Source organism: Sinomonas sp. RB5, from assembly GCF_054063535.1.
Genome location: NZ_JBSSGJ010000003.1, coordinates 228,361 through 253,778 on the forward strand (window position 1 = coordinate 228,361; position 25,418 = coordinate 253,778).

General features: G+C 70.3%; 22 protein-coding genes. 20 read left to right on the plus strand and 2 right to left on the minus strand.

Annotated features, from left to right (window positions below):
* Nucleotides 1-3: 3 nt before the first annotated feature.
* From dgoD to ACVWWH_RS06030, 6 genes are all read left to right on the plus strand, one after another.
* Nucleotides 4-1,149, plus strand: a complete 1,146-nt coding sequence (gene dgoD, locus ACVWWH_RS06005) for a galactonate dehydratase (protein ID WP_457315967.1) — start codon at nt 4-6, stop codon at nt 1,147-1,149.
* A gap of 26 nt (nt 1,150-1,175) precedes the next feature.
* Nucleotides 1,176-1,829, plus strand: coding sequence for a bifunctional 4-hydroxy-2-oxoglutarate aldolase/2-dehydro-3-deoxy-phosphogluconate aldolase (locus ACVWWH_RS06010; protein ID WP_457315968.1), 654 nt, complete (start codon nt 1,176-1,178; stop codon nt 1,827-1,829).
* Nucleotides 1,826-2,782 carry a sugar kinase gene (locus ACVWWH_RS06015; RefSeq protein ID WP_457315969.1) on the plus strand — a complete coding sequence of 319 codons (957 nt, stop codon included), beginning with the start codon at nt 1,826-1,828 and terminating at the stop codon, nt 2,780-2,782. The genes ACVWWH_RS06010 and ACVWWH_RS06015 overlap by 4 nt, the downstream gene beginning before the upstream one ends.
* A gap of 76 nt (nt 2,783-2,858) precedes the next feature.
* On the plus strand, nt 2,859-3,902 hold the full coding sequence (locus tag ACVWWH_RS06020; RefSeq protein WP_457315970.1) for a Gfo/Idh/MocA family protein: 1,044 nt from the start codon (nt 2,859-2,861) through the stop codon (nt 3,900-3,902).
* A gap of 114 nt (nt 3,903-4,016) precedes the next feature.
* A complete protein-coding gene (locus ACVWWH_RS06025) occupies nt 4,017-4,877 on the plus strand; it encodes a sugar phosphate isomerase/epimerase family protein (RefSeq protein ID WP_457315971.1) in 861 nt (286 codons plus the stop codon).
* Between the two features lie 13 nt (nt 4,878-4,890).
* Nucleotides 4,891-6,057, plus strand: coding sequence for a Gfo/Idh/MocA family protein (locus ACVWWH_RS06030; protein ID WP_066494735.1), 1,167 nt, complete (start codon nt 4,891-4,893; stop codon nt 6,055-6,057).
* A gap of 63 nt (nt 6,058-6,120) precedes the next feature.
* On the opposite strand, the gene ACVWWH_RS06035 is transcribed toward ACVWWH_RS06030, so the two are convergent.
* Nucleotides 6,121-7,137 carry a LacI family DNA-binding transcriptional regulator gene (locus tag ACVWWH_RS06035; RefSeq protein WP_066494737.1) on the minus strand — a complete coding sequence of 339 codons (1,017 nt, stop codon included), beginning with the start codon at nt 7,135-7,137 and terminating at the stop codon, nt 6,121-6,123.
* A 138-nt stretch (nt 7,138-7,275) separates the two neighbouring features.
* Here ACVWWH_RS06035 and ACVWWH_RS06040 point away from each other — a divergent pair, with 138 nt between their 5' ends.
* From ACVWWH_RS06040 to ACVWWH_RS06090, 11 genes are all read left to right on the plus strand, one after another.
* Nucleotides 7,276-8,625, plus strand: coding sequence for an ABC transporter substrate-binding protein (locus tag ACVWWH_RS06040; RefSeq protein ID WP_457315972.1), 1,350 nt, complete (start codon nt 7,276-7,278; stop codon nt 8,623-8,625).
* 28 nt (nt 8,626-8,653) lie between these two features.
* Nucleotides 8,654-9,673: a carbohydrate ABC transporter permease gene (locus ACVWWH_RS06045; RefSeq protein ID WP_066494741.1), complete on the plus strand. Its 1,020-nt coding sequence runs from the start codon at nt 8,654-8,656 to the stop codon at nt 9,671-9,673.
* Nucleotides 9,670-10,593, plus strand: a complete 924-nt coding sequence (locus ACVWWH_RS06050; RefSeq protein ID WP_457315973.1) for a carbohydrate ABC transporter permease — start codon at nt 9,670-9,672, stop codon at nt 10,591-10,593. Before ACVWWH_RS06045 ends, ACVWWH_RS06050 begins: the two co-directional genes overlap by 4 nt.
* A gap of 2 nt (nt 10,594-10,595) precedes the next feature.
* A complete protein-coding gene (locus ACVWWH_RS06055) occupies nt 10,596-11,435 on the plus strand; it encodes a sugar phosphate isomerase/epimerase family protein (RefSeq protein WP_066494743.1) in 840 nt (279 codons plus the stop codon).
* Nucleotides 11,436-11,471: 36 nt separating this feature from the next.
* Nucleotides 11,472-12,893, plus strand: a complete 1,422-nt coding sequence (uxaC, locus tag ACVWWH_RS06060) for a glucuronate isomerase (protein ID WP_457315974.1) — start codon at nt 11,472-11,474, stop codon at nt 12,891-12,893.
* A gap of 26 nt (nt 12,894-12,919) precedes the next feature.
* Complete coding sequence (locus tag ACVWWH_RS06065; protein WP_457315975.1) at nt 12,920-14,239, plus strand: mannitol dehydrogenase family protein; 1,320 nt, start codon at nt 12,920-12,922, stop codon at nt 14,237-14,239.
* Nucleotides 14,240-14,340: 101 nt separating this feature from the next.
* Nucleotides 14,341-15,570 carry a D-mannonate dehydratase ManD gene (manD, locus tag ACVWWH_RS06070; RefSeq protein WP_457315976.1) on the plus strand — a complete coding sequence of 410 codons (1,230 nt, stop codon included), beginning with the start codon at nt 14,341-14,343 and terminating at the stop codon, nt 15,568-15,570.
* Nucleotides 15,567-16,079 carry a gluconokinase gene (locus tag ACVWWH_RS06075; RefSeq protein ID WP_229710686.1) on the plus strand — a complete coding sequence of 171 codons (513 nt, stop codon included), beginning with the start codon at nt 15,567-15,569 and terminating at the stop codon, nt 16,077-16,079. The genes manD and ACVWWH_RS06075 overlap by 4 nt, the downstream gene beginning before the upstream one ends.
* A 106-nt stretch (nt 16,080-16,185) precedes the next feature.
* Entirely contained in the window at nt 16,186-18,030 is a 1,845-nt protein-coding gene (gene uidA / locus ACVWWH_RS06080) for a beta-glucuronidase (protein WP_457315977.1), read from the plus strand.
* A gap of 42 nt (nt 18,031-18,072) precedes the next feature.
* A complete protein-coding gene (uidB, locus tag ACVWWH_RS06085; RefSeq protein ID WP_457315978.1) occupies nt 18,073-19,500 on the plus strand; it encodes a glucuronide transporter in 1,428 nt (475 codons plus the stop codon).
* A gap of 183 nt (nt 19,501-19,683) precedes the next feature.
* Entirely contained in the window at nt 19,684-20,658 is a 975-nt protein-coding gene (locus ACVWWH_RS06090; protein WP_457315979.1) for a metallophosphoesterase, read from the plus strand.
* 10 nt (nt 20,659-20,668) lie between these two features.
* On the opposite strand, the gene ACVWWH_RS06095 is transcribed toward ACVWWH_RS06090, so the two are convergent.
* Nucleotides 20,669-22,273 (minus strand): stealth conserved region 3 domain-containing protein, encoded by a 1,605-nt coding sequence (locus ACVWWH_RS06095; RefSeq protein WP_457315980.1) that lies wholly within the window; start codon nt 22,271-22,273, stop codon nt 20,669-20,671.
* A gap of 131 nt (nt 22,274-22,404) precedes the next feature.
* On the opposite strand from ACVWWH_RS06095, the gene lhgO reads away from it, so the two are divergent.
* From lhgO to ACVWWH_RS06110, 3 genes are all read left to right on the plus strand, one after another.
* Nucleotides 22,405-23,607: an L-2-hydroxyglutarate oxidase gene (lhgO, locus tag ACVWWH_RS06100; protein WP_457315981.1), complete on the plus strand. Its 1,203-nt coding sequence runs from the start codon at nt 22,405-22,407 to the stop codon at nt 23,605-23,607.
* A gap of 171 nt (nt 23,608-23,778) precedes the next feature.
* Nucleotides 23,779-24,357 carry an orotate phosphoribosyltransferase gene (gene pyrE / locus ACVWWH_RS06105; protein ID WP_457315982.1) on the plus strand — a complete coding sequence of 193 codons (579 nt, stop codon included), beginning with the start codon at nt 23,779-23,781 and terminating at the stop codon, nt 24,355-24,357.
* Nucleotides 24,358-24,394: 37 nt separating this feature from the next.
* Nucleotides 24,395-25,396, plus strand: a complete 1,002-nt coding sequence (locus ACVWWH_RS06110) for a thioesterase domain-containing protein (RefSeq protein WP_457315983.1) — start codon at nt 24,395-24,397, stop codon at nt 25,394-25,396.
* Nucleotides 25,397-25,418 lie beyond the last annotated feature (22 nt).

Consider the following 25,418-nt stretch of genomic DNA (forward strand, 5'->3'; position numbering starts at 1 on the left):
GCCATGGAGATTGCCCGCATTGAGACCTTCCTCGTGTCGCCGCGCTGGCTCTTCGTCCGCCTCGAGACCGACACCGGGATCGTGGGCTGGGGCGAGGCGACCTGCGAGGGCCGGTCGGAAACGGTCCGCACGGCCGTGGACCAGCTGTCCGAACTCCTCATCGGGCGGGACCCGCTGCGGATCGAGGACCACTGGCAGGTCCTCACCAAGGGCTCCTTCTACCGTGGAGGCCCGATCCTCGCGAGCGCCGTGGCGGGCCTCGACCAGGCCCTGTGGGACGTGGCCGGCAAGCACTTCGGGGCGCCGGTCCACCAGCTGCTCGGCGGCCCGGTCAGGGACCGGATCCGCGTCTACGGATGGGTCGGCGGGGACGAGCCGAACGAGGTGGCCGAGGCGATCGCCGCCCAGGTCGAGGCGGGACTCACGGCCGTGAAGATGAACGCGTCGGGGCGCATGTCGGCGAACGGCAGCGTCGCCGAGCTCGACGGCGTCGTGCGTCGCGTCGCCGCCGCCCGCGAGGTCCTCGGCCCCGACCGCGATGTGGCGGTCGACTTCCACGGCCGGTTCACACTCGCCACGGCGCGCCGGACCGCCTCGCTCCTGGCGGACCTGCACCCATTCTTCCTCGAGGAACCCGTGGTGCCGGAGAACTCCCACCTGATCGGGCGCATGGTGGAGTCCACCGCGATCCCGATCGCCACCGGCGAGCGGCTCTACTCGCGCCAGGAGTTCCTCCCGGTGCTCCAGGCCGGCATCGCGGTCGCCCAGCCGGACCTGAGCCACGCCGGCGGCATCACCGAGGTGCGCAAGATCGCCGCACTCGCCGAGACGTTCGACGTCCAGCTCGCCCCGCACTGCCCGCTCGGCCCGATCGCGCTCGCGGCCTGCCTGCAGGTCGGGTTCTCGACCCCCAACTACCTGATCCAGGAGCAGAGCATCGGCATCCACTACAACCAGGGCGCCGAGGTGCTGGACTATGTGGTGGACACCCGGCCGCTCGCGTTCGTGGACGGCTGCATCGAGCGGCTCACCGCCCCCGGCCTCGGCATCGAGGTCGACGAGGCGGCGGTCCGCGATGCCGATCTCCGGGGCCACGCCTGGCGCGGGCCGGTGTGGCGGCACTCCGACGGATCGTTCGCGGAGTGGTGATAAAGGGCAGCGACGGAAAGGCAGCCATGAGCACTCTCGACAACCCCACCCTCCTCGAGGTGGTCCGCGCGAGCCGCGTGGTCGCCGTCATCCGCGGGGACTCGCCCGAGCATGCCGCCGACGCCGCGCGCGTGCTCTTCCGCGAGGGCATCCGCCTCGTGGAGATCGCCCTCACCACGCCGGGCACGCCGGACGCGATCGCGTCCGTGGCCGCGGAGGTCCCCGAGGGCGCCTACCTCGGCGCGGGGACCGTCATGACCCTCGAGGACGTCGACGCGGTCATCGCGGCGGGCGCGACGTTCGTCGTGACCCCGTCCGTGAGCGAATCGGTCCCGTACGCCGCCGGCCGGGGCGTCCCCGTCCTCGCCGGCGCGTTCACCCCGACGGAGGCCTATGAGGCCTGGCGGCAGGGCGCCGCCGCCGTCAAGCTCTTCCCCGCCTCGGCGGTCGGCCCCGCCTATCTCAAGGCCCTCACCGAGCCGTTCCCGCAGATCCCCTTCCTCGCCGTCGGCGGCGTGGGACTCGAGCAGCTCCCGCAGTACGTCGCAGCGGGCGCCCTGGGAATCGGCGCCGGCGGCCCGCTCGTGGGGGACGGCGCGCGGGGCGGCAGCGCCGAGGCGCTGGCCGAGCGCGCCCGGGCGTTCGTCTCGGCCGCACGGGAACTCGAGGGCGCGGCGTGAGGGGACAGGGCGGCGGTGCCGCCGTCACGCTGGGGGAGGCCCTCGTCTCGCTGCGGTCGGGCGGACCGCTTGCGATCGGCGGCCAGCTGACGATGCACGCCGCAGGGGCGGAGCTGAACGTCGCCGTGGCCCTCGCCCGGCTGGGCCACGAGTCCTCGTGGGGCGGCGTGCTGGGCGACGACGAGCTGGGCGAGTTCATCCTGCGCAGCCTCGCCGCCGAGCGCGTCGACGCCTCCCGCGTGCGCCGCGACTCCAGGCCGACGGGCATCATGTTCCTCGAGGCGCGCACCCCGGAGGTCTCGCGGGTCTTCTACAACCGGCGGGGCTCCGCAGGTGCCCGGCTCTCGCCGCATGATGTGGACCGCATCCTCGACCGGGATCTCGGGTGGCTGCACCTCACCGGCATCACCCCCGCTCTCTCCGACGTGGCCCGCGCCGCCGTGCTCCACGCGGCGGAGCTCTGCCGACGGCGCGCGGTCCCGTTCTCCGTGGACATCAACTTCCGCTCCAAGCTGTGGAGTCCCGAGGAGGCGGCAGAGGTCCTGCCCTGGCTCATCGAGGGCGCCGAGGTGGTCATCGGCTCCCCGGCCGAGCTCGCGCTCGCCGCCCCGGAGGGTGCCACGCTCGAGGCCGCCGCCGAGGAGCTCCTCGGCACGGGCGTGGGCGAGGTCGTGGCCAAGCTCGGCGCGGACGGCGCCCAGGCCTTCACGCCCCACGGCCTGCTCCACGCCCCCGCCTTCCCGGTCAGGGCCGTGGACACGGTCGGCGCCGGGGACGCATTCACTGCCGGGTACCTCTCGGCGAGGCTCGACGGCGACGACGTGGCAGGACGGCTGCGTCGGGGCTGCCTCCTGGGAGCCTTCGCCGTGGGGCACCTGGGGGACTGGGAAGGGCTGCCGCGCCGCGACGAGCTCGCCCTCCTCGATCTGGGCGACGGCGAGACGCACCGCTAGGCCGCCCGGCGCCGCCGGTGACGGCACAGGATGGCAACCGATTGCGACGCTGAGGGCGGCTCACTAGCGTGGAGGGATGCAGCCTCAGGAAACGCCCGTGCTCCGCGCCGCTGTGGTCGGCTGCGGCGACATCTCGGCCCAGCACTTTGCCGCGATCGGGGCGCTCGCGGCGCAGGGCGCGGCGCGGCTCGTCGGCGTCGTCGACCCTGACCCCGCGCGGCGCGGCGCCGCGGCCGCTGCCCACGGCGTCCCCGGCTACGCCAGCGTCGGCGAACTGCTCGCCGAAGGAGGCACCGACGTCGTCCACGTCTGCACCCCGCACAGCGAGCACGCCCCGGCAGCGCTCGAGGCGCTCGCCGCGGGCGTGCACGTCCTGACGGAGAAGCCGCTCGCGCACACGTCCGCGGACGCGGAGCGCCTCGTCGGGGCGGCCGACGCCGCGTGGCTCGCCGGGCGGACCCAGCTCGGCGTGTGCTTCCAGAACCGCTACAACGCGCCCGTCGCCGCGATGCGCGACCTCCTGGCGGGCGGGGCGCTCGGTGCCGTGCTGGGGGCCCAGGCCACGGTGATGTGGCATCGGCCGGCCGAGTACTACGCGGCCCGGCCGTGGCGCGGCACGTGGGCGGGCAGCGGCGGCGGCCTGCTCATGAACCAGGCGATCCACACGCTCGACCTCCTCCAGTGGCTCGTCGGGCCCGCGAAGGTCGTGGACGGGCGCGCCGCGGCCCGGGTCCTGGGGGACGTGATCGAGGTCGAGGACACCGCGGACCTGGTCCTGGAGCATGCCGGGGGTGCGCGCAGCGTCTTCTTCGCGACCAACGCCAACGGCCTCAACGCCCCCGTGACCCTGGACATCCAGACGGAGTCCGCGGAGCTGAGCCTGCGCGGCGCCCTCACCGTCCGGCATGGCGACGGGCGCGTCGAGACGGTCGAGGAGGCCGGTGTGCTCCCGGGGGAGCGGAGCTACTGGGGTGCTTCCCATCAGCTGCTCATCGCAGATTTCTACCGCTGCGCGGCGACGGGGGAGCGGTTCTGGATCGGCGCGCGGGAGGCCTCCGAATCCCTGCGGCTCATCAAGGACGTCTATGCGCGCTCGTATGCGCCGAGCGCCTGGGTCTAAATTCGGCAACTTCTGGCAAACGTTTACCATCCCCCGTGGGCCCTGCCTAGAGTGAAAGCACTCTGTGACGGCCGCCACGCAGATGCCGGCCGCGAAGAACGATTGAGGAGACCCATGGCCACGATCGGCGTGCAGGCAATGATGCTCAAGGAGAGCTTCGCGGATATTGGCCCGTTCGAGACGCTCCGCAAGGTCGCGGAGATCGGCTACCGCGCCGTCGAGGTCTCCCAGATCCCCATGGACGAGGCGAATGTCCGCGAGCTCGAGCGTTCCCGGGGCGAGCTGGGCATCGAGTTCGCCGCCCTGTCCGCACAGCTCGACGGCGAGCCGGGCGCCACGCCCTACGCGCTCGCCGTGGACGTCGAGCGCGCAGCCTCCCACTGCGCGCGGCTCGGAACCGACATGCTCCGCATCGGCATGCTTCCCATGTCCGAGCTGCGCAGCGAGGACCGCGTGGTCGACTACGCCCGCCGCGTCGAGAAGGCCGCGCCGGCCCTCGCCGACCACGGGATCACCCTCTACTACCACAACCACCACGTCGACTTCGCGAAGATGGGCGGCCGCTACGTGATGGACATCCTCGCCGAAGAGGCGCCCAGCATGGGCCTCGAAGTGGACGTCCACTGGGTCCAGCGCGGCGGCCTCGACCCCGTCCGGACCCTCGCGAAGTACGCCGGCCGCACCGCCATGGTCCACCTCAAGGACTACCGCATCGGCGCGCTGCCCGAGGAGGGCATCGCCGCCTACGAGTCCGGCGACTCCGCCTCCTTCCAGGGCTATTTCAAGGACGTGGTCCAGTTCGCCGAGGTCGGCGAGGGAAACCTCGACTTCGCCGCGATCGTGCCCGCCGCGATCGACGCCGGCGCGCGCTACCTCCTCGTCGAGCAGGACCTGCTCTACGGCCGGACCGTCTTCGAGGCCCTCACCACCTCCCACGACAACCTCGTCGCCCTCGGCTTCGGCGACCTCTTCTAGGAAAGGCTCCAGCATGAGCAGGAAAGTGCGCCTCGGCATCGTCGGGTTCGGCAACCAGGGCAGCCAGTACGCGGCGCTGGTCGCAGACGGGCGCGTGCCGAACATCGACGTCGTCGCCATCGCCGACACGGACCCGGGCCGCCGCGACCTCGCGGCCGAGCGCCACCCCGGGGTCGCGGTGTTCGATGACTACGCGACGATGCTCGAATCGGGTGCCGTCGAGGCCGTCGTGACCACAGTGCCCCACTACCTCCACCCGCAGATGGGCATCCAGGCGCTCGAGCGCGGCATCCACGTGCTCGTCGAGAAGCCGGCGGGCGTCTACACCAAGCAGGTCCGCGAGCTCAACGAGTTCGCCGCGAGCAAGCCGGAGCTGACGTTCGCGATCATGTTCAACCAGCGCACCAACCCGCTCTACCGCCGGCTGAAGCAGATCGTCGAGTCGGGGGAGATCGGGGCGATCCGCCGCACCAACTGGATCATCACCACGTGGTACCGCCCCCAGGCGTACTACGACCAGAGCGACTGGCGCGCCACGTGGGGCGGCGAGGGCGGGGGTGTCCTCGTGAACCAGGCGCCGCACAACCTTGACCTGTGGCAGTGGATCTGCGGCGTGCCGGAGAAGGTGTTCGCGAAGGCCGGCTTCGGCTTCCGGCGGAACATCAACGTCGAGGACGAGGTGGTCGCCGTCGTGGACTACGGCGGCGGGGCGACCGGGACGTTCACCACCGCGACCCACGAGCTGGTGGGCACAGACCGCTTCGAGATCACCGGGGACGCGGGCAAGATCGTCGTCACGGACTCGAAGACCGCGGTCGTGACCCGCTACCGCCGCTCGGAGCAGGAGATCAACGCCAGCATCCCGACCGAGGACATCTGGAAGATGACGAGCGACCAGTTCGACCCGAACGAGTACTACACGCACGAGACCCTCGAGTTCGACACGGCGTGGGGCGGGCAGCATGCGACAGTCCTCGAGAACTTCGCCGCGAACATCCTCGACGGCACCCCGCTCATCGCCCCCGGAAGCGACGGGATCCTCGGGGTCCGCCTCGCCAACGCGATCCACCTCTCCGCCTGGACCGGCAAGGAGGTTCCGATGGACTTCGACGAGGGCGAGTTCCTGGCCGAGCTCAACAAGCGGATCGCCGAGGAGGGCATCTTCCCGCAGCGCTCCTGAGGGGCTCGCTGAGAGGGCGGCCCCTGCGCACGATTCGGCGCCGGGGCCGCCCTCCGCTGCGCGTCAGGCCCTGGCAGGCCCCGTCGAGGCGCGGATCTTGAGGTGGGTGGGCATGACCGCGAGCTTGCGGGCCGTGCCGCCGTGGATCGGGTCGAGCTGCGCCATGAGCATCGAGACTGCGACCCGTCCTGCCTGCTCGACAGGCGAGGCAATCGTGGTGAGGGGCGGGTTGCAGAAGTCAGAACCGAACATGTCGTCGCACCCCACGATGCTCACGTCCAGGGGCACGCGCACGCCGCGCTCGTTGAACCGCTGCAGCATCCCGATCGCGAGCAGGTCGTTGAAGGCGACGATCGCCGTTGCCCCGGTGCTGAGGGCGGCATCGGCCGCGGCCGCGCCCGAGAACGCCGTCGGGGCGTAGGGGCCGATCCGCGTGGCCGTCATCCCGCGCTGCGCCACAGCCTCCTCGATCGCCTTCCAGCGCCGGTGATTGGACCACGAGCTCGTCGGGCCAGCTGCGTAGACCACGGACCTGTGCCCGAATGAGGCGAGGTGCTCAAGGGCTTGGACCACGGCGCTGGGCGTGTCGATCAGAACAGTGGGAGCGTCGGCGGTCGCGCGGTTGATGGTGACGAGCGGCTGCCGCAGCGCTGTATCCGCGAGCTGCTGGTCGGTGAGGCGCGAGGCAGCGAGGATCACACCGTCGGTCGAGCGGCGCATCTTGCGCAGCGTGTCGAGCTCAACGTCCGTCGCTTCCTCGGTGTCGACGAGCAGCTGCGTGTAGCCCGAGGCTTTCAGCTGGTGCTGCGTGCCCCGGATGATGTCGAAGAAGAAGGGGTTCGTGATGTCGGGAACGAGAATCGCGACGACCCCAGTGCGGCCCGAACTGAGCCCCCGCGCCTGGCTGCTCGGCACATAGTGCAGCTCCGACGCGATCCGCTCGATCTTCTCCCGCGTCCTGGCGTTGACGCGCTGTGGGTTGGACAGCGCACGCGACACGGTTGAGGTCGCAACGCCGGCAAGCTCCGCAATGTCCCGTATGGTCGGCAGCCGCTCGGAGGAGGTGGGGTCCTGGGTCATGCATGCCATTGGAGCATCTTTGGCAACTTATGGCAATCGCTTGCCGCTAGTTTCGCCTACTTCCTAAGCTCGACGGTATCGATGCATGGGGTGAGCTGAATCACATCAGCTGCCCGAGCAACCTCAAGGAGGAGTTTCATGCGTTTTGGCAAGAAGGCCGCTCTGGCCTCCGTGGCGACGGTCGCAGCCCTCGCTCTTTCTGCCTGTGGGGGTGGTGCGTCCAGCGGGAACTCCTCCGGCGGAGCCGTCAACGGCGCCGGTAGGACGCTCGACGTCTTCATCGCCAAGAGCACGACCTTCCCGCAGCAGCAGCAGCAGTGGATGACCGACACGGCCGCGACGTTCAAGAAGAATACCGGCGCAGATCTGAAGTTCGAGACGTTCTCCTCGGGCAACGACGAGCTCACGAAGATCCAGACCTCCGCCGTCTCCGGCCAGGGCCCTGACGTCTACGACCTCGGCACCACGTTCACCCCGACCGCCGTCGCAACCGGCGCGTTCGCCCAGCTCAGCGACTCCGACTGGAACGCCGTGGGCGGGAAGGCGAAGTTCAACCAGGCTGCCCTCGGGATTTCCGGCCCGGACAAGGACCACCTCTACGCGGTCCCCTTCTCCAGCAGGCCGTTCGTGATGGCGTACAACAAGAGCCTCCTCAAGGCCGCTGGGATCGACAAGCCCGCCACCACGTGGGACGAGCTCGAGCAGCAGGCCAAGAAGGTCAACGATCCCTCCAAGGGCGTCTACGGCATGTCTGTCGGCTACAAGGACGGCTACTCCCCGTGGAAGTACATCTGGGCGTTCTCGGAGCAGCAGGGCAACAAACTCGTTGACGGCAAGAACGCCAACATCAACAACGACATCGTGAAGAGCGCGTACCAGACCTACTTCGGCTGGCTCACGAAGGACAAGGTCGTCGACCCCGCGTCGGTAGGCTGGACCGACAGCCAGGCCCTCGCGAACTTTGCGTCCGGCAAGTCGGCCTTCTTCCCGATGACCTCGATCAGTTCTGAGGTGACCCTCGGCAAGTCGGCGATCAAGGACCAGTTCGAGTACGCGCTCATGCCGACCTCGGTCAACGGCTCGAACCCCAACGGCGGGACCCCCGTCGCGTCGATCCTGTCCGGCGACAACATGGGCGTCGCCTCGTACACGAAGAACAAGGACCTCGCCCTGGCCTTCCTCAAGCAGGTGACGGACAAGGACGCCCAGGTCAACTACCAGAAGCTCTTCGGCGACCTGCCGACCAACGCGGAGGCACTCGCGACGTTCAGCTCCGCGCCGCACATGGCGGGAATCACCGATGCTGCGGCCAAGTCCTACGCGACGCCCTTCACGGGTGCGTGGGCGGACATCCAGCTCGCCCTCGTGAACGTCGCGGTGCAGAGCATCCCCGACCTCGCCTCGGGGGAGGTCTCCGACTCGAACCTGAGCCAGCGCCTCCAGACTGCGCAGAACACCGCTCAGCAGTCGCTGAGCCGAGCCAAGTAGTCCGCCTCGCGGATCCACTGAGGTAATCATGACCACAGCAAGCAACCCCGCCCCGGAGACCCGGCTCGCCGCAGCAGCGGCGGGCCGGGGCCTCGGGCCCGCCCCTGCCCCGATCGATGACGGCCCCACCCCTGAACCGGACACGGGCAGGCGCCGCGGGCTCTCCGAGCGCAATCGCCCCCTCTGGATGCTCATCCCCGGCGGCGTCCTCATGCTGGTCGTCATCGTCGTACCCCTCCTGCTCGGCGTCTACATCTCCTTCCTCGACCTCGACCAGTACTCGCTGCGCCAGTGGCTCTCGGCGCCGTTCATCGGCTTCGCCAACTACGTCGAGGCGATCACCCAGTCCGGGATCCTGCGTTCGGTCTGGCTCAGCGTCTCCTACTCGGCGATCGCGACAATCGTCACCCTGCCCCTCGGAATCGCGGCGGCGGTAGCGACGCAGAACAAGTTCCGCGGCCGGGCGCTGGTCCGCTCCGTCTTCCTCATTCCGTATGTGCTGCCTGGCTTCGTCGTCGCCACGGTGTGGCGGACCATGTTCCAGCCCAGCGGCGTCATCACCATCGCGCTGCACCACCTGGGCATCGACCCGGGGCTCTTCCTCAACGGCCCCAATACGTACTGGGTCCTCGTCTTCGTGCAGATCTGGTCCTCGTGGCCGTTCATCTACCTGCTGGCGCTCTCCGGCCTCCAGGCCGTGGACCACGAGGTCCACGAGGCCGCAGCCCTTGACGGCGCCCTGTGGTGGACGAAGCTCCGGTACGTGATCTTCCCGTACCTCAAGGGCCCGATCTCGCTCGCGGTTCTGATCGGCATGCTCAACCACATCAACAACTTCACGCTCCCGTACGTGCTCTTCGGGCTCCCTGCCCCGAACGACATCGAGGTGCTCCCGTACCTGACGTACGCGACGAGCTTCGAGAGCTTCCGCTTCGGCCTGAGCGCCGGGATGGCGGTCGTCTCGCTCATCCTCGTCGCGATCCCGCTCTTCATCTATCTGCGCGCCGTCAAGCTGGACGACGCCGAGACCCCCGGAGGTCGAAAGTGACCACCACCGCAGCAATTCGCCCCTCGGACGGCAGCACCGCCGTCGACCGTCCCGGATCGCAGCAGCAGCGTGAGGTGACCCGCCTCCTGCCAGGGTGGCTGCTCGTCCTCATCGCCGTGCTGCTGTGTGCCGCGGTCCTGCTTCCGATCGTCTATATCGGCCTGGCGAGCTTCAACTCGGACATCGGCGTCGCGTCCGGAGAGTTCTGGCCGAGCTCCTGGACCATCAGCAACTACTTCACCATCTGGACGAGCGTCGGGCTCGCCAACGGGCTCATGAACTCGCTCATCGTGGCCGGCTCGACCGCTGTTGTCTCCGCCGCGTTCTCCATTGGGACGGCGTATGTCCTCGTCCGCTACCAGTTCCGGGGGCGGCGCACGATCCTGCGGGCCCTCCTGGGCCTCCAGAGCATTCCCGGTACGCTGCTCGTGCTGCCGCTCTTCGTGCTGTTCTCCTCCTCGGCCACGTACCTCGGCCTTCAGGTCATCGGCACTCGGTGGGGCCTCTTCGTCACCTATCTGACCTTCTCGCTCCCGTTCTCGACATGGGTGATGGTCACCTACCTGCGCGGCCTGCCGAAAGAGCTTGAGGAGGCGGCCCGCATCGACGGCGCGACCAACCTCGGCGTGCTGACCAGGATCATCCTGCCGCTGAGCTGGCCCGGTCTGGTCGTCTCCGCGATCTTCGCGTTCCTTCCTGGGTGGAATGATGTGCTCTTCGCCTCGGTGATGACCCGGCCTGACACCCAGACGGCGGCGGTGGCCCTGCAGATCTTCTCGAGTGCAACCGAGGGGGGAGCGATCCCGCAGTACGGCCAGATGATGGCGGCCTCGCTCGTGAGCGCAGCGCCGGTGGTCCTGATCTACATGTTCTTCCAGAAGTACCTAGTGGGCGGTCTGACGTCCGGAGGAGTCAAGTGACAATGTCTGAAGCAGTCCAGTGGGAGCTGTCCGGTTTCGGTGACGAGATCGACGCGGACCCGCGGGTCCAGGCGGCCGTGATGCGCGCGCTGGGTGCGGGCCACATCGAGGTCCGCAGCGCGTGGGGCACGAACATCGTGGATCTGTCCGAGGAGCAGCTCGGTGAGCTCAAGTCGGTCCTCGACGAGGCTGGTCTCAAGGCTTCCGCGATCGCCTCGCCGATCGGCAAGGTGGACGTCGCCCTCCCCGTCGAGCACGAGCTTGAGCGCCTGGGGCGGGCCCTCCGCGCCGCCGAAGTCCTGGGCGCCCCGTACATCCGCATCTTCTCCTTCTACTACGAGGGCAAGGCCCCGGAGGAAGTCCGGGACGCGGTGATCGAGCGTATGACGGCGCTGGCCCGACGGGCGGAGGGCACGGGCGTGGTGCTCGTGCACGAGAACGAGAAGGACATCTTCGGCGACGTGCCCGAGCGCGTCCTGGACATCGTCGAGTCTGTGGACTCTCCTGCCCTCAAACTCGCATGGGACCCCGCCAACTTCGTCCAGTGCGGGGTCAAGCCGTTCACGGAGGGCTACGAGGAGCTCCGCCCGCATGTGGTGTACCTGCAGGTCAAGGACGCTCTGGCCTCGTCGGGAAAGGTGGTCCCGGCCGGCGAGGGGGACGGCGAGGTGCTCCGCACTGTCGAGGCCCTGCGCGACAGCGGCTATTCCGGCTTCGCCTCGCTTGAACCCCATCTCGCGTATGCGTACGAGACGGGCGGCTTCAGCGGCCCGTTCGCGTTCGGCGTCGCTGCGCGCGCGTTCGCGAAGGTTCTCGAGGCCGCTGGCGTCGAGGCCCGCTGACCCGGCATCCGCCGCCCAGAGAGAGAAGAAGCACCCATGAGCCAGTCCATCGCGGCCAACCCCGACCGCCTCCTGCCGGTCGACCCGGGAACCCGGGCGATCGCGCGCGAGCTGCTCGCCGAGGTCGAGCACCTTCCGCTCATCTCCCCGCACGGGCACGTGCCGGCCGAGATGCTCGCGGAGGACACCACGTTCCCCGACCCCACGGCCCTCTTGGTCAGCCCGGACCACTACGTCACGCGGCTCATCCATGCCGGCGGCGTGGGGTTGGATCAGCTCCGCGTCGGCCCCGGACCGCACAGTGTGGACTCCCGCACCGCGTGGCGGCACTTCGCCGCGGCGTGGCCGCTCTTCGACGGGACCGCCTCGGGCTACTGGATCCGCAGCGAGTTCGAGCACGTCTTCGGCCTTCCGGCCGAGACCGTGGACTCTTTCGGCGCCGAGACAGCCGACGCCGTCTACGACGCGATCGCGGCGAAGCTCGCCGAGCCCTCCTTCCGGCCGCGGCAGCTGTTCGAGGACTTCGGCCTCGAGGTGCTCGCCACGACTGACGACCCGCTCGACAGCCTCGAGGCGCACCGGCTCCTGGCCAAGGACGAGTCGTTCACCGGACGGGTCCTGCCGACCTTCCGCCCCGACCCCTACATCAACGTGGCGCACCCCGAGTGGGCCGCGCGGGTGGACCGGCTCACCGCAGAGGCGGGCGACGGCGTCGGCGGCTACGCGGGCTACCTCCGGGCGCTGGAGAACCGGCGCCGCTACTTCGTCGAGAACGGCGCCGTCTCGGCCGACCACGGGGTGCGCACCCCGCTCACGCTCAAGCTGAGCGGCCCCGAGGCGGAGGCGCTGTTCGCCAAGGCACGCCGCGGCCAGGCGACCGCGGCGGACCGCGACGCCTTCGAGGGCCACATGATGTACGAGATGGCCCGGATGAGCGTCGAGGACGGCCTCGTGATGACGGTGCACCCCGGCTCGTTCCGCAACCACCACACGGCCACCTTCACGCAGTTCGGGGCGGACACCGGCCACGACATCCCGTTCGCGGTGCACTACACGGAGGGGCTCCGCCCGCTCCTGCAGGACTTCGGCACGGCCAAGGACTTCCACCTCGTCCTGTTCACCCTCGACGAGACGGTCTTCAGCCGGGAGCTCGCGCCCCTGGCCGGGTTCTACCCGTCCGTGTACGTGGGCGCCCCGTGGTGGTTCCTCGACGCACCGGACTCCATCCTCCGGTTCCGCTCGGCCGTCACGGAGACGACCGGCTTCACCCGGACCTCGGGCTTCATCGACGACACGCGGGCGTTCTGCTCCATCCCGGCACGGCACAACATGAGCCGTCGCATGGACGCGGGCTTCCTCGCGAGGCTCGTCGCGGAGCACCGCATCACCGAGGCGAGGGCCCACGAGATCATCGTGGACCTGGTCGACGGCTCGCCGCGGCGCGTCTTCAAGCTCTAGTTCCCAGTCCCGAAAGGGGAGTCACCATGCATGCCACCGTCTCGACCGAGGTGCTTCCCCTCCTGGGCAGGTCCGGCGCCCCCGCACCCCCGGTGCGGATCGTCCACCTCGGCCTCGGCGCCTTCCACCGTTCGCACCAGGCCTGGTTCACCGCCCACGCCCCGGACGCCGCCGAATGGGGGATCGCCTCCTTCACCGGGCGCCGCCCCGACGCCGCCCGCGTCCTCGCGGCCCAGGACGGGCTCTTCACCCTGATCGAGCGCGGCGGCGACGGCGACCGCTTCGAGGTGGTCGGCTCGATTGCCGAGGCGATCGACGGCGCGGACACCGCCCGCCTCGACGCCCTGCTCGCGGCGCCGTCCACCGCGATCGTGACCCTCACGGTCACCGAGGCGGTCTACGAGAAGCACGACGCCGACTCGCCCCTCGCGCGGCTGTGCCACGGGCTCTCGGCGAGAAGGCAGGCGGACGCCGGCCCGATCGCCGTCGTCAGCTGCGACAACGTGGCCGGCAACGCCGAGGTGGCGCAGAAGGCGCTGCTCGCCATCGCCGAGGGCCTCGACTCCGGGCTGGCCTCGTGGATGCGGGAGAGCGTCAGCTTCGTGGGCACCTCGGTGGACCGCATCACGCCCCGCACGACGCCGGACGACGTGGCCCTCGTCGCGTCCGAGTGCGGTTACCGCGACGAGGCCCCCGTGGTGGCCGAGCCGTTCGCGAACTGGATCCTCGCAGGCGACTTCCCGGCGGGACGCCCGCGCTGGGAGGACGCGGGGGCGCAGTTCGTGGCGGACATCGAGCCGTTCGAGAACCGCAAGCTCTGGCTCCTCAACGGCGCCCACTCGATCCTGGCCTATGCCGGGCAGCTGCGCGGCCACACCACGGTGGCCGAGGCGATCGCCGACCCCGTGTGCCGGGACGCCGTGGAGGCCTTCTGGGACGCGGCCGCCCGGCACCTGACGCTGCCCGAGCTCGCCGTCCCGCAGTACCGGGCGGCCCTGATCGAGAGGTTCTCGAACCCGAGGATCGCCCACCACCTCGCCCAGATCGCCGCCGACGGCACCACGAAGCTGCGCATGCGCGCCGTGCCGGTGCTCTCCGCCGAGATCGCCGGCGGCCGCACGGGCGTGGCGGCCGCCCGGATGATCGCGGTGTGGATGGACTTCGTCTCCGCCGCTGCCTCGGGAGACTTCCAGGATCCGCTGAAGGACCAGGTGCTCGAGGCCGCGTCCCTCGAGGGCAGGGAGCGGACCCAGGCGCTCGCCGAGCTCGTGTCCCCAGCCGTCGCCGGCGACCCGGTCCTCGTGGACCGCATCCACTCCCTGCGGGGCACCCTCGACCGGCAATGACCCCGATTGCCATGGCAAAGTATGGCAAGCGGTTGCCGCCGCCCAGGCCACCCTCAGTATGCTGAACTCCGAGCCCCCGGCCCCAGTGAAAGGACGCGACGATGAAGATCGTCTCCGCTGAAGTCTTCGTGACGAGCCCCACGCGCAACTTCGTGACCCTGAAGGTCACCACGGACGAGGGGATCACCGGGATCGGCGATGCGACGCTCAACGGGCGTGAGCTCGCCGTGGCCGCGTACCTGAAGGAGCACGTGGCCCAGCTGCTCGTGGGGCGGGACCCACACATGATCGAGGACACCTGGCAGTTCCTCTACCGCTCCTCCTACTGGCGGCGGGGGCCGGTGACCATGGCCGCGATCGCGGCCGTGGACATGGCGCTGTGGGACATCAAGGGCAAGGTCGCCGGGCTGCCGGTGTACCAGCTCCTCGGCGGCGCCTCCCGCCGGGGCCTGCGCGCCTACGGGCACGCCTCGGGCACCGACCTTCCCTCGCTGTTCGACTCGATCCGCGAGCACCTCGAGCTCGGCTACAAGTCCATCCGCGTCCAGACCGCCATCCCGGGCATCAAGGCCGTCTACGGGGTGGCCGCCCAGTCCCAGGCTTCGGGCGAGCGCTACGACTACGAGCCCGCCGGCCGCGGCGCCTACCCGCAGGAGGAGGACTGGGACACCCGCGCCTACCTGCGCCACCTCCCGACCGTCTTCGAGGCCGTGCGCAACGAATTCGGCCCCGAGATCCCGCTCCTGCACGATGGCCACCACCGCATGACGCCGATGCAGGCCGCCAAGCTCGGAAAGGCCCTCGAGCCGTACGACCTGTTCTGGCTCGAGGACTGCACCCCGGCCGAGAACCAGGAGGGCCTGCGCCTGGTCCGCCAGCACACCACCACGCCCCTGGCCATCGGCGAGATCTTCAACACCGTCTGGGACTTCCAGCTGCTCATCCGCGAGCAGCTCATCGACTACGTCCGCGCGGCCTCGACCCACTTCGGCGGCATCTCGCCGCTGAAGAAGGTCATGGACTACGCGGCCCAGTACCAGATCAAGTCCGGCTTCCACGGCCCCACCGACATCTCCCCGGTCGGCTTCGCCGCCCAGCTGCACGTGGGCCTCGCGATCCACAACTACGGGATCCAGGAGTACATGCAGCACTCCGAAAAGACGAACACCGTCTTCGAGCAGTCGATGACGTTCACGGACGGCTACCTCCACCCGGGCGACAAGCCCGGCCTCGGCGTCGAGTTCAACGAGGAGGCCGCGAACTCCTTCCCGTACCAGCAGGCGTACCTGCCCTACAACCGCCTCATCGACGGCACGGTGCACGACTGGTGACCGACGCAGCGGACCCCGGGATGCTCCACGTCATCGTGATGGGCGTCTCCGGGTGCGGCAAGAGCACCGTGGGGCGGCTCCTCGCCCAGGAGCTGGGCGGGGAGTTCCTCGACGGCGACGACCTGCATCCGGAGGCCAACGTCGCCAAGATGGCGGCGGGCATCCCGCTCGACGACGCGGACCGGGAGCCCTGGCTGCGCCTGATCGGGGAGAAGATGGCCGGCGCCTCCGGCACCATGGTGATCGGCTGCAGCGCGCTCAAGCGCGCCTACCGGGACATCATCCGCCACGCGGCCCCGGACACGGAGTTCGTGCACCTGCACGGCACGCGCGAGCTCCTCGCCGCCCGCATGGCCGCGCGGCCGGGGCACTTCATGCCGGTGTCCCTGCTCGATTCGCAGCTCGCCACACTCGAACCCCTCCAGGAGGACGAGCGCGGGCGGGTCTTCGACATCGCGGAGCCGCCCGAGAAGATCGCCGACGAGGCCGCGGAGTGGCTCCGCTCCTGAGCGGATACTTGAAGCGGCAACTTTTGGCAAACGGTTGCCGCAAGTTTCACTGAGTTCCTAGGCTGGAGGCGGACCTGATTCCTCCAGCCCAAGGATGTGCAGCACGATGCTCAAGCCGCAAGACGGACCCACCCGTGAACTCGTGAGCCTCGACGGGCTCTATGCCTTCGCGGTTGACTCGAGCGGCGTGGGCGTCCGCGAGCGCTGGCAGGACGCCCCGCTGGCCACTCCGCTCGAGATGGCGGTCCCCGCCAGCTACAACGACGTCTTCGCCGACCCGGCCATCCGCAGCCATGTGGGCCGGGTCTGGTACCAGCGCGAGGTCCGCGTCCCGCGCGGCTGGGCCGGCGAGCGGATCGTCCTCCGCTTCGCCTCCGTCACCCACGGGGCCAAGGTTTTCGTGGACAGCGCGCTCGTGGCCGAGCACCAGGGCGGCTACACGCCCTTCGAGGCGGACATCACCTCCCACGTCACGGCCGGGGAGACCTTCCGCCTCACGGTCGCCGTGAGCAACGAGCTCACCCAGTCCACGATTCCGCCCGGCAGCATCGCCGAGGACGCCGCGGGCCGGCGCACGCAGACCTACATGCACGACTTCTACAACTACGCCGGCATCCACCGCAGCGTGGTCCTCTACTCGACCCCCGCCGTGCACGTCGAGGACGTCACGGTCGTCACCGGGTTCGACGGCGACGGCACCACCGCCACGGTCGACTACGCCGTCGTCGTCGCGGGCGAGGGCGCCGACATCCACCCCGTCCGGGTGCGCGTCCTGGACGCCGAGGGCACCCAGGTGGGCGCCGCGGAGGGGATCTCCGGCACCGTGGCGATCCCCGACGTCGTCCGCTGGCAGCCCGGGAGGGGCTACCTCTACCGCCTCGTCGTCGAGGTCCTCGCGCACGACGGCGGGTCCGGCGCGGGTGCCGCGGCCGGCGGCCCCGCCGTTCACGACTCCTACACCCAGACGTTCGGCGTCCGCACGGTCGAGGTCCGCGGCACCGACTTCCTCATCAACGGCGAGCCCTTCTACTTCACCGGGTTCGGCATGCACGAGGACCACGGGACCATCGGCAAGGGCCACTCCGGCGCGCACATGGTCAACGACTTCTCCCTCCTGGAGTGGATCGGGGCGAACTCCTTCCGGACCTCGCACTACCCCTACGCCGAGGAGGTCATGGACTACGCCGACCGGCACGGGATCGTGGTGATCGACGAGACGCCCGCCGTGGGGCTCAACGCGGACTTCGCGGGGTTCTTCGGCACCGGCGCGAAGAAGACCTACGGGCCCGAGTTCGTCAACGGTGAGACCGCTGCCGCGCACCGGCAGGTCATCGAGGAGCTCATCGCGCGGGACAAGAACCACCCGTCTGTGGTGGTCTGGTCGATCGCCAACGAGCCGCAGTCCTCCGAGGAGGGGGCCCGCGCCTACTTCGAGCCGCTCGCCGCGCTCGCCCGGGAACTGGATCCCACGCGCCCCGTCGGCTTCGTCAACGTCATGTTCGACGGCCCGGACAAGGACACCATCACGGACCTGTTCGACGTGATCATGCTCAACCGCTACTACGGCTGGTACGTCAACACCGGCGACCTCGCGGCCGCGGAGGCCGCGCTCGAGGCCGAGCTGCGGGCGTGGGACGCCAAGCTCGGCAAGCCGATCATCATGACGGAGTACGGGGCGGACACCCTCGCCGGCTTCCACTCCCTCTACGAGGCGCCGTGGAGCGAGGAGTACCAGGCCGACCTGCTTCAGATGTACCACCGGGTGTTCAACCGGGTCGACGCCATGGCCGGCGAGCACGTGTGGAACTTCGCCGACTTCGCGACCTCGAACGGGATCATGCGCGTGGACGGCAACAAGAAGGGCGCCTTCACCCGGGACCGGCGTCCCAAGGCCGCCGCCTTCGCGCTGCGCAGGCGCTGGACCCAGAACAAGACCGCATTCCAGGCCTGAGCCCCCGCCGCCGGCCGCACCCCAGCACCAAGGACCATGACAATGACGTCTTCACCCACCCCCGCCCCGTCGAAGGCCGGCACGCTCGGCCTGAGGAGCATCATCGGCTACGGCGCGGGCGACGCCGCGAACAACCTCGCCTTCACCACCACCACGATGTTCCTGCTCGTCTACTACACCGACGTGGCCGGAATCTCCGCGGCCGCCGCGGGGACCCTGTTCCTCGTGGTGCGCGTCTTCGACGCCTTCTCCGATCTGTTCGCGGGCCGCATGGTGGACCGCACCTACACCAAGCGGTGGGGCAAGTTCCGCCCCTTCATCCTCTTCGGCGCCGTGCCGCTCATGGTGCTCACGGTCCTGAACTTCCACATCCCCCAGATCGGGGCCGGCGGGAAGCTCGCCTACGCCTACGTCGTGTACGCGACCCTGGGCCTGGCCTACTCGCTCGTGAACATCCCCTACGGCTCGATGGCCGGCGCCATGACGCCACAGCCCAAGGAGCGTGCCAAGCTCGCATCCTCGCGGACCATCGGGGCGCTGCTCGTCGGCTCCGCCCTCGGCATCTTCGTGGCCCCGCTGCTCAAGGCCGGCGCCGACCTCCAGCCGATCTTCACGACCGTGACGGTCGTCTTCATGGTCATCGGTGTGGCCCTGTACCTGGTCACGTTCTTCACCACCCGCGAGAAGGTGGTCCGCGACGTGCCGAAGGTCTCCTTCAAGCAGAGCATGCGCACCCTCAAGGGCAACCGGCCCCTGCTGATGCTGTGCCTGTCCTCGGTGCTCTTCCTCTCCGGCTACCTTTCCCTGACCACCGTGCAGGTCTACTACTTCCGCGACGTGCTCCACAGCCTCGGCCTCGTCCCCGTGCTCTCCATCGCCCAGCTCGTCGTCACGCTCGCCCTCGGCGCCGTGATGCCCGCCGTCGTGGCCAGGGCCGGCAAGCGCGCGGCCTACATCGCCTTCGTCGGCGTCCTCGTGGTGGGCGGCGTGATCGTGCTCCTCGCGCCCGCCGCCCTCGCGTGGCTCGGCTTCCTCGGCTTCCTCATCGCGATGGCCGGGATCGTCGGCGTCAACATCGTCGTGTGGGCGCTCGAGGCGGACACCGTCGAGTACGGCGAGTGGAAGACCGGGGTCCGTTCGGAGGGCATCATCTACTCCCTCTTCTCGTTCACCCGCAAGACGGGCCAGGCGATCGGCGGTGCCCTCGCCGGCTATGCGATCGCCTGGGGCGGCTACAACGGTCACGCGGCCCAGCAGTCCCCGCAGGCGGTGCTCGGGATCCAGATCGCCGCGGGCCTCATCCCGGCCGTCCTCGCCCTCGCCGCCGGCGCGATCATGGTCTTCTATACCCTCACCGACGAGCGGCACGCCACGATCGTCGCCGAGATCCGCGAGCGGCACGCCCAGGCCGGGGCCGGCCTCGGCGCGGATTCGGAGAGGGTCGCGCTGCACTCGCAGCCGGAGGCCTGAGCCGGGGACCCCGGGCGGGGCGGGCCACGGCGGGAGGCGGCTCCCGCCGTCGCCAGCCTCGGCGTTCCCTCCGAATCCCCGGGGCATTGGGCAGTTTGTGGCGCGTTAACTGGACATTCACCCGCGCGATGTCTTGGATGTGTGCACTGGGGAAACTGACTCCGAGACGATAGAAGGGTCCCGATGGGCACCATCCAGGCCGAGCATCCGCGGCCGCGCCACTTCCTCCTCCACGTCAGCGACACGCACCTCCTCGGCGGCGGCCTCCTCGCGGGCTCCCTCGACTCCGAGGCCCGGCTGCGCCGCCTGTTCGCCCAGATGCACGACGCCGGGGGCTCGCCCGAGGCGATCGTCGTCACCGGCGATCTCGCGGACCGGGGCGAGCCGGAGGCGTACGCGCGGCTGCGCGAGATCGCGGAGCCGGCCGCCGAGGCCCTCGGAGCGCGCCTGATCTGGGCCATGGGCAACCACGACTCGCGGCCCGCGCTCCGGGAGCACCTCCTCGGCGAGGAGCCGTCGGCGGAGCCGTTCGACCGGGTGCACTGGGTCAACGGGCTGCGCGTCGTGGTGATCGACACGAGCGTTCCGGGCGCCCACCACGGCGAGCTCTCGCCCGGGCAGCTCGACTGGCTCGCCGAGGAGCTGAGCTTCCCGGCGCCGGACGGGACCATCCTGGCCATGCACCACCCGCCCGTGCCGAGCGTGCAGGAGCTCGCGGTGCTCGTGGAGCTGCGCGGGCAGGCCGCGCTCGCGGACGTGCTGCGCGGCTCGGATGTACGGGCGATCCTCGCCGGCCACCTGCACTACTCGACCTCAGGCACCTTCGCGGGGGTCCCCGTGTCCGTCGCCTCCGCCACGTGCTACACGCAGGATCTGGCCGCCGCCGTCCACCCGGCCACGGGCCTGCGGGCCACGCGCGGCCGGGACGACGCCCAGGCGTACAACCTGGTCCACGTCTACGCGGACTCCGTGCTGCACTCGGTGGTGCCGGCCGCGGGCGGCGACACGGTGGGACGGTTCGTGCCCGCCGAGGATGTGGAGCGCATCCTCGCCGAGCACGGGGTCACCTTCCCCGCCGACGACGGCGCGGGCCGGCGCTCACGCCGGAGCACGTCCGAGAGGATCGGGCCCGCCACCGGCATGCTGCCCACCGTCTGAGACGGCGGGGTTACCGCTCCCAGGGCGCGGGGATGGGGAAGTACTTCTCGAGGAAGTCCGTCACCCGTTCCTGGCGCTCCTCGCCGGAGACCTCGGGGAACGAGCCGTCGTTGAGGCAGAAGAAGTCCTGATTCCGCTTCTTGAGCAGCTTGGGCAGCGCATCGAGCCCCGCGCGCACCGTCGTGTCGATGTACTGGACCTTCGCGCCGACCTTCGTCACCGCGCGGCCCGTGAGCAGCGCGTAGTAGTGGTAGAAGGAATTGGTGACCGAGATGCTGTCCCACGAGCGGAAGCGCGCGGCCGCCGTCCGGGCGAACTCCTCGGGGAACTCCTGCTCCATCTCGAGCAGCACGGACTTCCGCAGGGGCGCCGCCGTGTGCTCGAGGTGCCGCGTGGTGATCCGGCCGAATCGCTCGTAGAGGAGCCGCCGGTTCACCCGGGCGGCGTTCTCGTGGCCGGAGCGGTCGAGGTGGTTGTCGCCGAGCCCGATCCGGGTCGAGGCCTCGATGAACTTGGTGATGCCGCCGGGGGAGAAGAACATGTCCGGGCCGAGGGGCCGGCCGAAGAACATGTCGTCGTTCGAGTACAGGAAGTACTCCGAGAGGCCCTCGATGTGCTGCAGCTGGGACTCGATGGCCTGGGAGTTGAAGACCGGCAGCACCGACGGGTCCTTGAAGTGCTCCGCAGCCGGGACGACCGTGACCCTCTCGTGGGCCGTGTCGAGCCACGCCGGCGGCTTCGAGTCGGTGCAGATGAAGATCCGCCCGATCCAGGGCGCGAACATGTGCACGCTGCGCAGGGCGTACTTGAGCTCATTGATCTGCCGGACGCGGGCATCGGCGTCGTCGCCCTCGCCGTGCACCACGGCGGGCAGGAAGGACTCGCGGTAGCGCCGCAGCTCCGGGTCCGCCCCGTCCACCCACGAGAACACGATGTCGATCGTGAAGTCGATGTCCGTCGCATGGTCCGCGAACATGTTCTCGATCGTGGGCCAGGTCCGGCCGAAGCGCTCGACAGTGCCGCGGACGGCCTCGTTGCGGGGGAGCGTGCGCCGGGTGAGGGAGTTCTCGATGGGCAGCTGGAGGGTCTCGCCCTCCCACTTCCACAGCTCCACCTGCACGCCCGTCTCGTGGCCGTACCGCAGTCCGCCGGCCGGCTCGATCCGCGGCCGGTAGAGCCGGAACATGCGCGCCTGCCCTGATTCGGCGAGGCGGCCGTCGGCCACGAGCAGCGCCCGGTCCTTCCGCGCGTCGACCGTCAGGGAGTAGAAGGGCTCGTCGCGGCACGCCTCGACCAGGGCGCGGCGCAGGTCCTTGCGCCGGGTCCAGTCCACCGCGATCACCGGGCGCGCGTCGTTGCCGCGCACCAGGAGGTAGGGGATGTCGGCGCGGTCCAGCACGTCCCGGACGAACAGGAGGTCCTCCACCATGGCCTCGTGGGGCGTCTGGGTCCTGTTGACGAGCGCGTAGCCGCGCTTCCTGTGCCGCAGGACGTCGTCCCTGTCCGCGAGCCGCCGCCCAGCTTCGGCGGAGGTGACCTCGAGCGCAGCGGGCGCCGGTTCCGCGGTGTCTGGGGTCGCATGGTAGACCTCGGCGGGCGTCGGGGACGTGTTCACTGGCCTCCTCTGGGAAACATTGGGGTTCTCGGCACATGATAGGCCCCGCAGGCCCTCGCCGCGGGCCGCCTCCTCGCTAGGCTGGGCCCAGCAGTGGCCGGCCGGGCGACAGGCCCGGGGAGAGGAGCACCGTGGGCGCAGGGGAGTCGTTCGCCGTCGTGGGTGCGGGGATCATCGGCGCGGCTGTGGCACGGGAGCTCACACGCCGTTTCCCGGGCGCCGCGGTCACGGTGTTCGAGAAGGAGCCGCGCCCCGCCGCGCACCAGACCGGACACAACTCGGGGGTCGTGCACGCGGGCCTCTACTACGAGCCCGGCGGCCTCAAGGCCCGGCTGTGCCGCCGCGGCGTGGGGCTCCTGAAGGACCTGTGTGCCGAGCGGGCGCTGCCGTACGAGGCGTGCGGGAAGGTCGTCGTCGCCCTCGACGCCGAGGAGGAGGCCAGGCTCGAGCAGATCTACGAGCGGGCGGTCGCCAACGGCGTGCCCGGCGTGCGCCTGGTGGACGCCGGCGAGCTGCGCGAGATCGAGCCCAACGCCGTGGGCCGGCGCGCGCTCTACTCGCCCGAGACCGCGATCGTGGACTATGCGCTCGTCACCGAGGCCCTCCTCGACGACGCCCGCGCCGCGGGCGGCTCCGTCCGGTTCGGCGCCGAGGTGCGGGCCGTGACGGAGGTCGGCGCCGCCGCGACGGTGGAGACGGCCCACGGGCGCGAGCGCTTCGATGCGGTCATCGCCTGCGCGGGGCTGCAGTCCGACCGTCTGGCCGCCCGGTCCGGCGAGGAGGCGGGGCCGGCCATCGTGCCCTTCCTCGGCCAGTACTTCGTCCTCGAGCCGGCCTATCGCGACGTGGTCCGCGGCCTCGTCTACCCCGTCCCGGACCCGCGCTACCCGTTCCTCGGCGTGCACCTGACGAAGCGGGTCGACGGCGAGATGACCGTGGGGCCCAACGCCTTCCTCTCCCTCTCCCGCGAGGGCTACGCGGGGCTGGGCCTGGACCTGCGGGATGTCGCGTCCACCCTGGGCTTCGACGGCTTCTGGCGGTTCTCGGGCCGCAACCTCGCCACGGCCGCGCGGGAGATCAGGACGCTCGCCTCGCCCGGGCGCTTCATCGCCGAGGCCGGCCGCTACGTCCCCGCGCTCGAGGGCGCGCGGGCCGTCGGCGCCTCCCGGGGCATCCGGGCCCAGGCCATGAACCGCGACGGCAGCCTCGTGGACGACTTCGCGATCCAGCGCCGCGGCCGCATCACCCACATCCGCAACGCCCCCTCGCCCGGCGCTACCTCGTCCATGGCGATCGCCGAGCACATCGTCGAGAACCTCTCCCTCCCCGCCTGACCGCCGAGGCCACCCCCTGCAGTCGGCGGAATCCTGCCGCTGCGGCCAAGTGCAGAGCTTCAAAGCTGGGAGCGAGGGCGGGGAAGTTGGGGAAGAAGGCCCTGGGGTGACGTCGCGCCTCGACGGGGTGACGTCGGCGGCTCGCCCGGCACCGCCACTAGAATCGGTGCCATGACTGACGCCGAACCCGCCGACACCGCTGCCGCCCGCGCCCGCCTGCTGGAGCTCATCAAGGAGCTCGCCGTGGTGCGGGGCAAGGTGACCCTCTCGAGCGGCAAGGAAGCGGACTACTACGTGGACCTGCGCCGCATCACCCTGCACCACGAGGCGAGCCAGCTCGTGGGCCAGGTCATGCTGGACCTGATCGACCGCGCGGGGGTCCAGATGGACGCCGCGGGCGGGCTCACGATGGGCGCCGATCCGGTGGGCACCGCCCTCATGCACGCGGCCCGCGAGGCCGGCCGCGCTGTGGACGCCTTCGTGGTGCGCAAGGCGCAGAAGTCCTACGGCATGGGCCGGCAGGTCGAGGGACCTGGCGTGGAGGGCCGCAAGGTCGTGGTGCTCGAGGACACCTCGACCACCGGCGGCTCGGCGCTCGCGGCCGTCGAGGGCGTGCGCAACGCGGGCGGGGAGGTGACCGCGGTGGCCGTCATCGTGGACCGCGCCACGGGCGCGAAGGAGCGCATCGAGGCCGAGGCCGGTGTGCCCTACCTCTACGCCTTCGGAAAGGACGAGCTCGGTCTCGACTGAGGGACCAGGCCCGGGCAGCGACGTGGGGGGACCATCCGTGGACCCGGCTCTGCTCCGGGCCGCTCTGCGGGTCAAGGCCTTCTCCCGCCGTGCCTTCTTCGGCGGCGCGACCGCCTCCGCGCTGCTCGCCGCGGACATGTTCGTCACCCGCGAGGTGCAGAGCCGGCGCCGCCAGACGGTCCTGCTCGACCTCGCGGACGACGCCGCGCGGGAGCGTTTCCCCGGCACCTCCTGGATCCTGTTCCCCGGCTACAAGACGAGCTGGGAGGAGGCGAGGATCATCCTCGCCTCCCTGCGGTCCTCCCTCTCGGAGCGGGGGCAGCTCGCCGCGATCGGCTACTCCAACCTGGGCCTCGATCTGGACGAGATCCTGGACACCCTGCGGGTCTACATCCGCCAGCGGCGCCTGCGCACCCTGTACTTCTACGGGCACTCGTTCGGCGGGATGGTCGCGGTCGAGGCCGCCTCGAGGCTGCTCGCCGAGGACGGCCTCCAGGTCGAGGTGATCCTCCTCGACTCGACGCCGGCCTCGAAGTTCGACGTCCTCGACCAGGGCTGGTTCGACTCGGTCGTGTACCTGTACGACCTCGGGATCCGGATACCGTCCGTGGTGCGCGGCGGTTACGAGTTCGGCGAGCGGGTGGTGAACAAGAACGAGCGGACGTGGGGCCAGATCGTGAACCAGACGCTCGAGCAGCTCTCGCCGCTCGCGCCCTCGAGCGTGCTCATCCAGAGCGAGTCGGAGTACATCTACCAGTGGGACGCCACCCGGTTCACCGACTCGCTCGGCACGGCGCAGATGGCGTTCATCGGCAACCCGGGAGACCAGACCGTGGACTACTCCTCGGCCCGGTCGCGGTGGGAGCGGCTGTTCGCGAAGAACCTGGTCAGCTCGGACCTGCAGACCATCGGGGCCTTCCCGGCCCACGCGAGCCCGCAGTGGAGCGGCATCGTCTACAACCGCGTCCTCAACCGTCTGCTGCCCCAGCTCCTGCCGCTGCCCCTGAGAGTGGGGGCCGCTGGCGGCGGGGCGGGGTAGGGGGCACAGGTGAAGCGGCCGG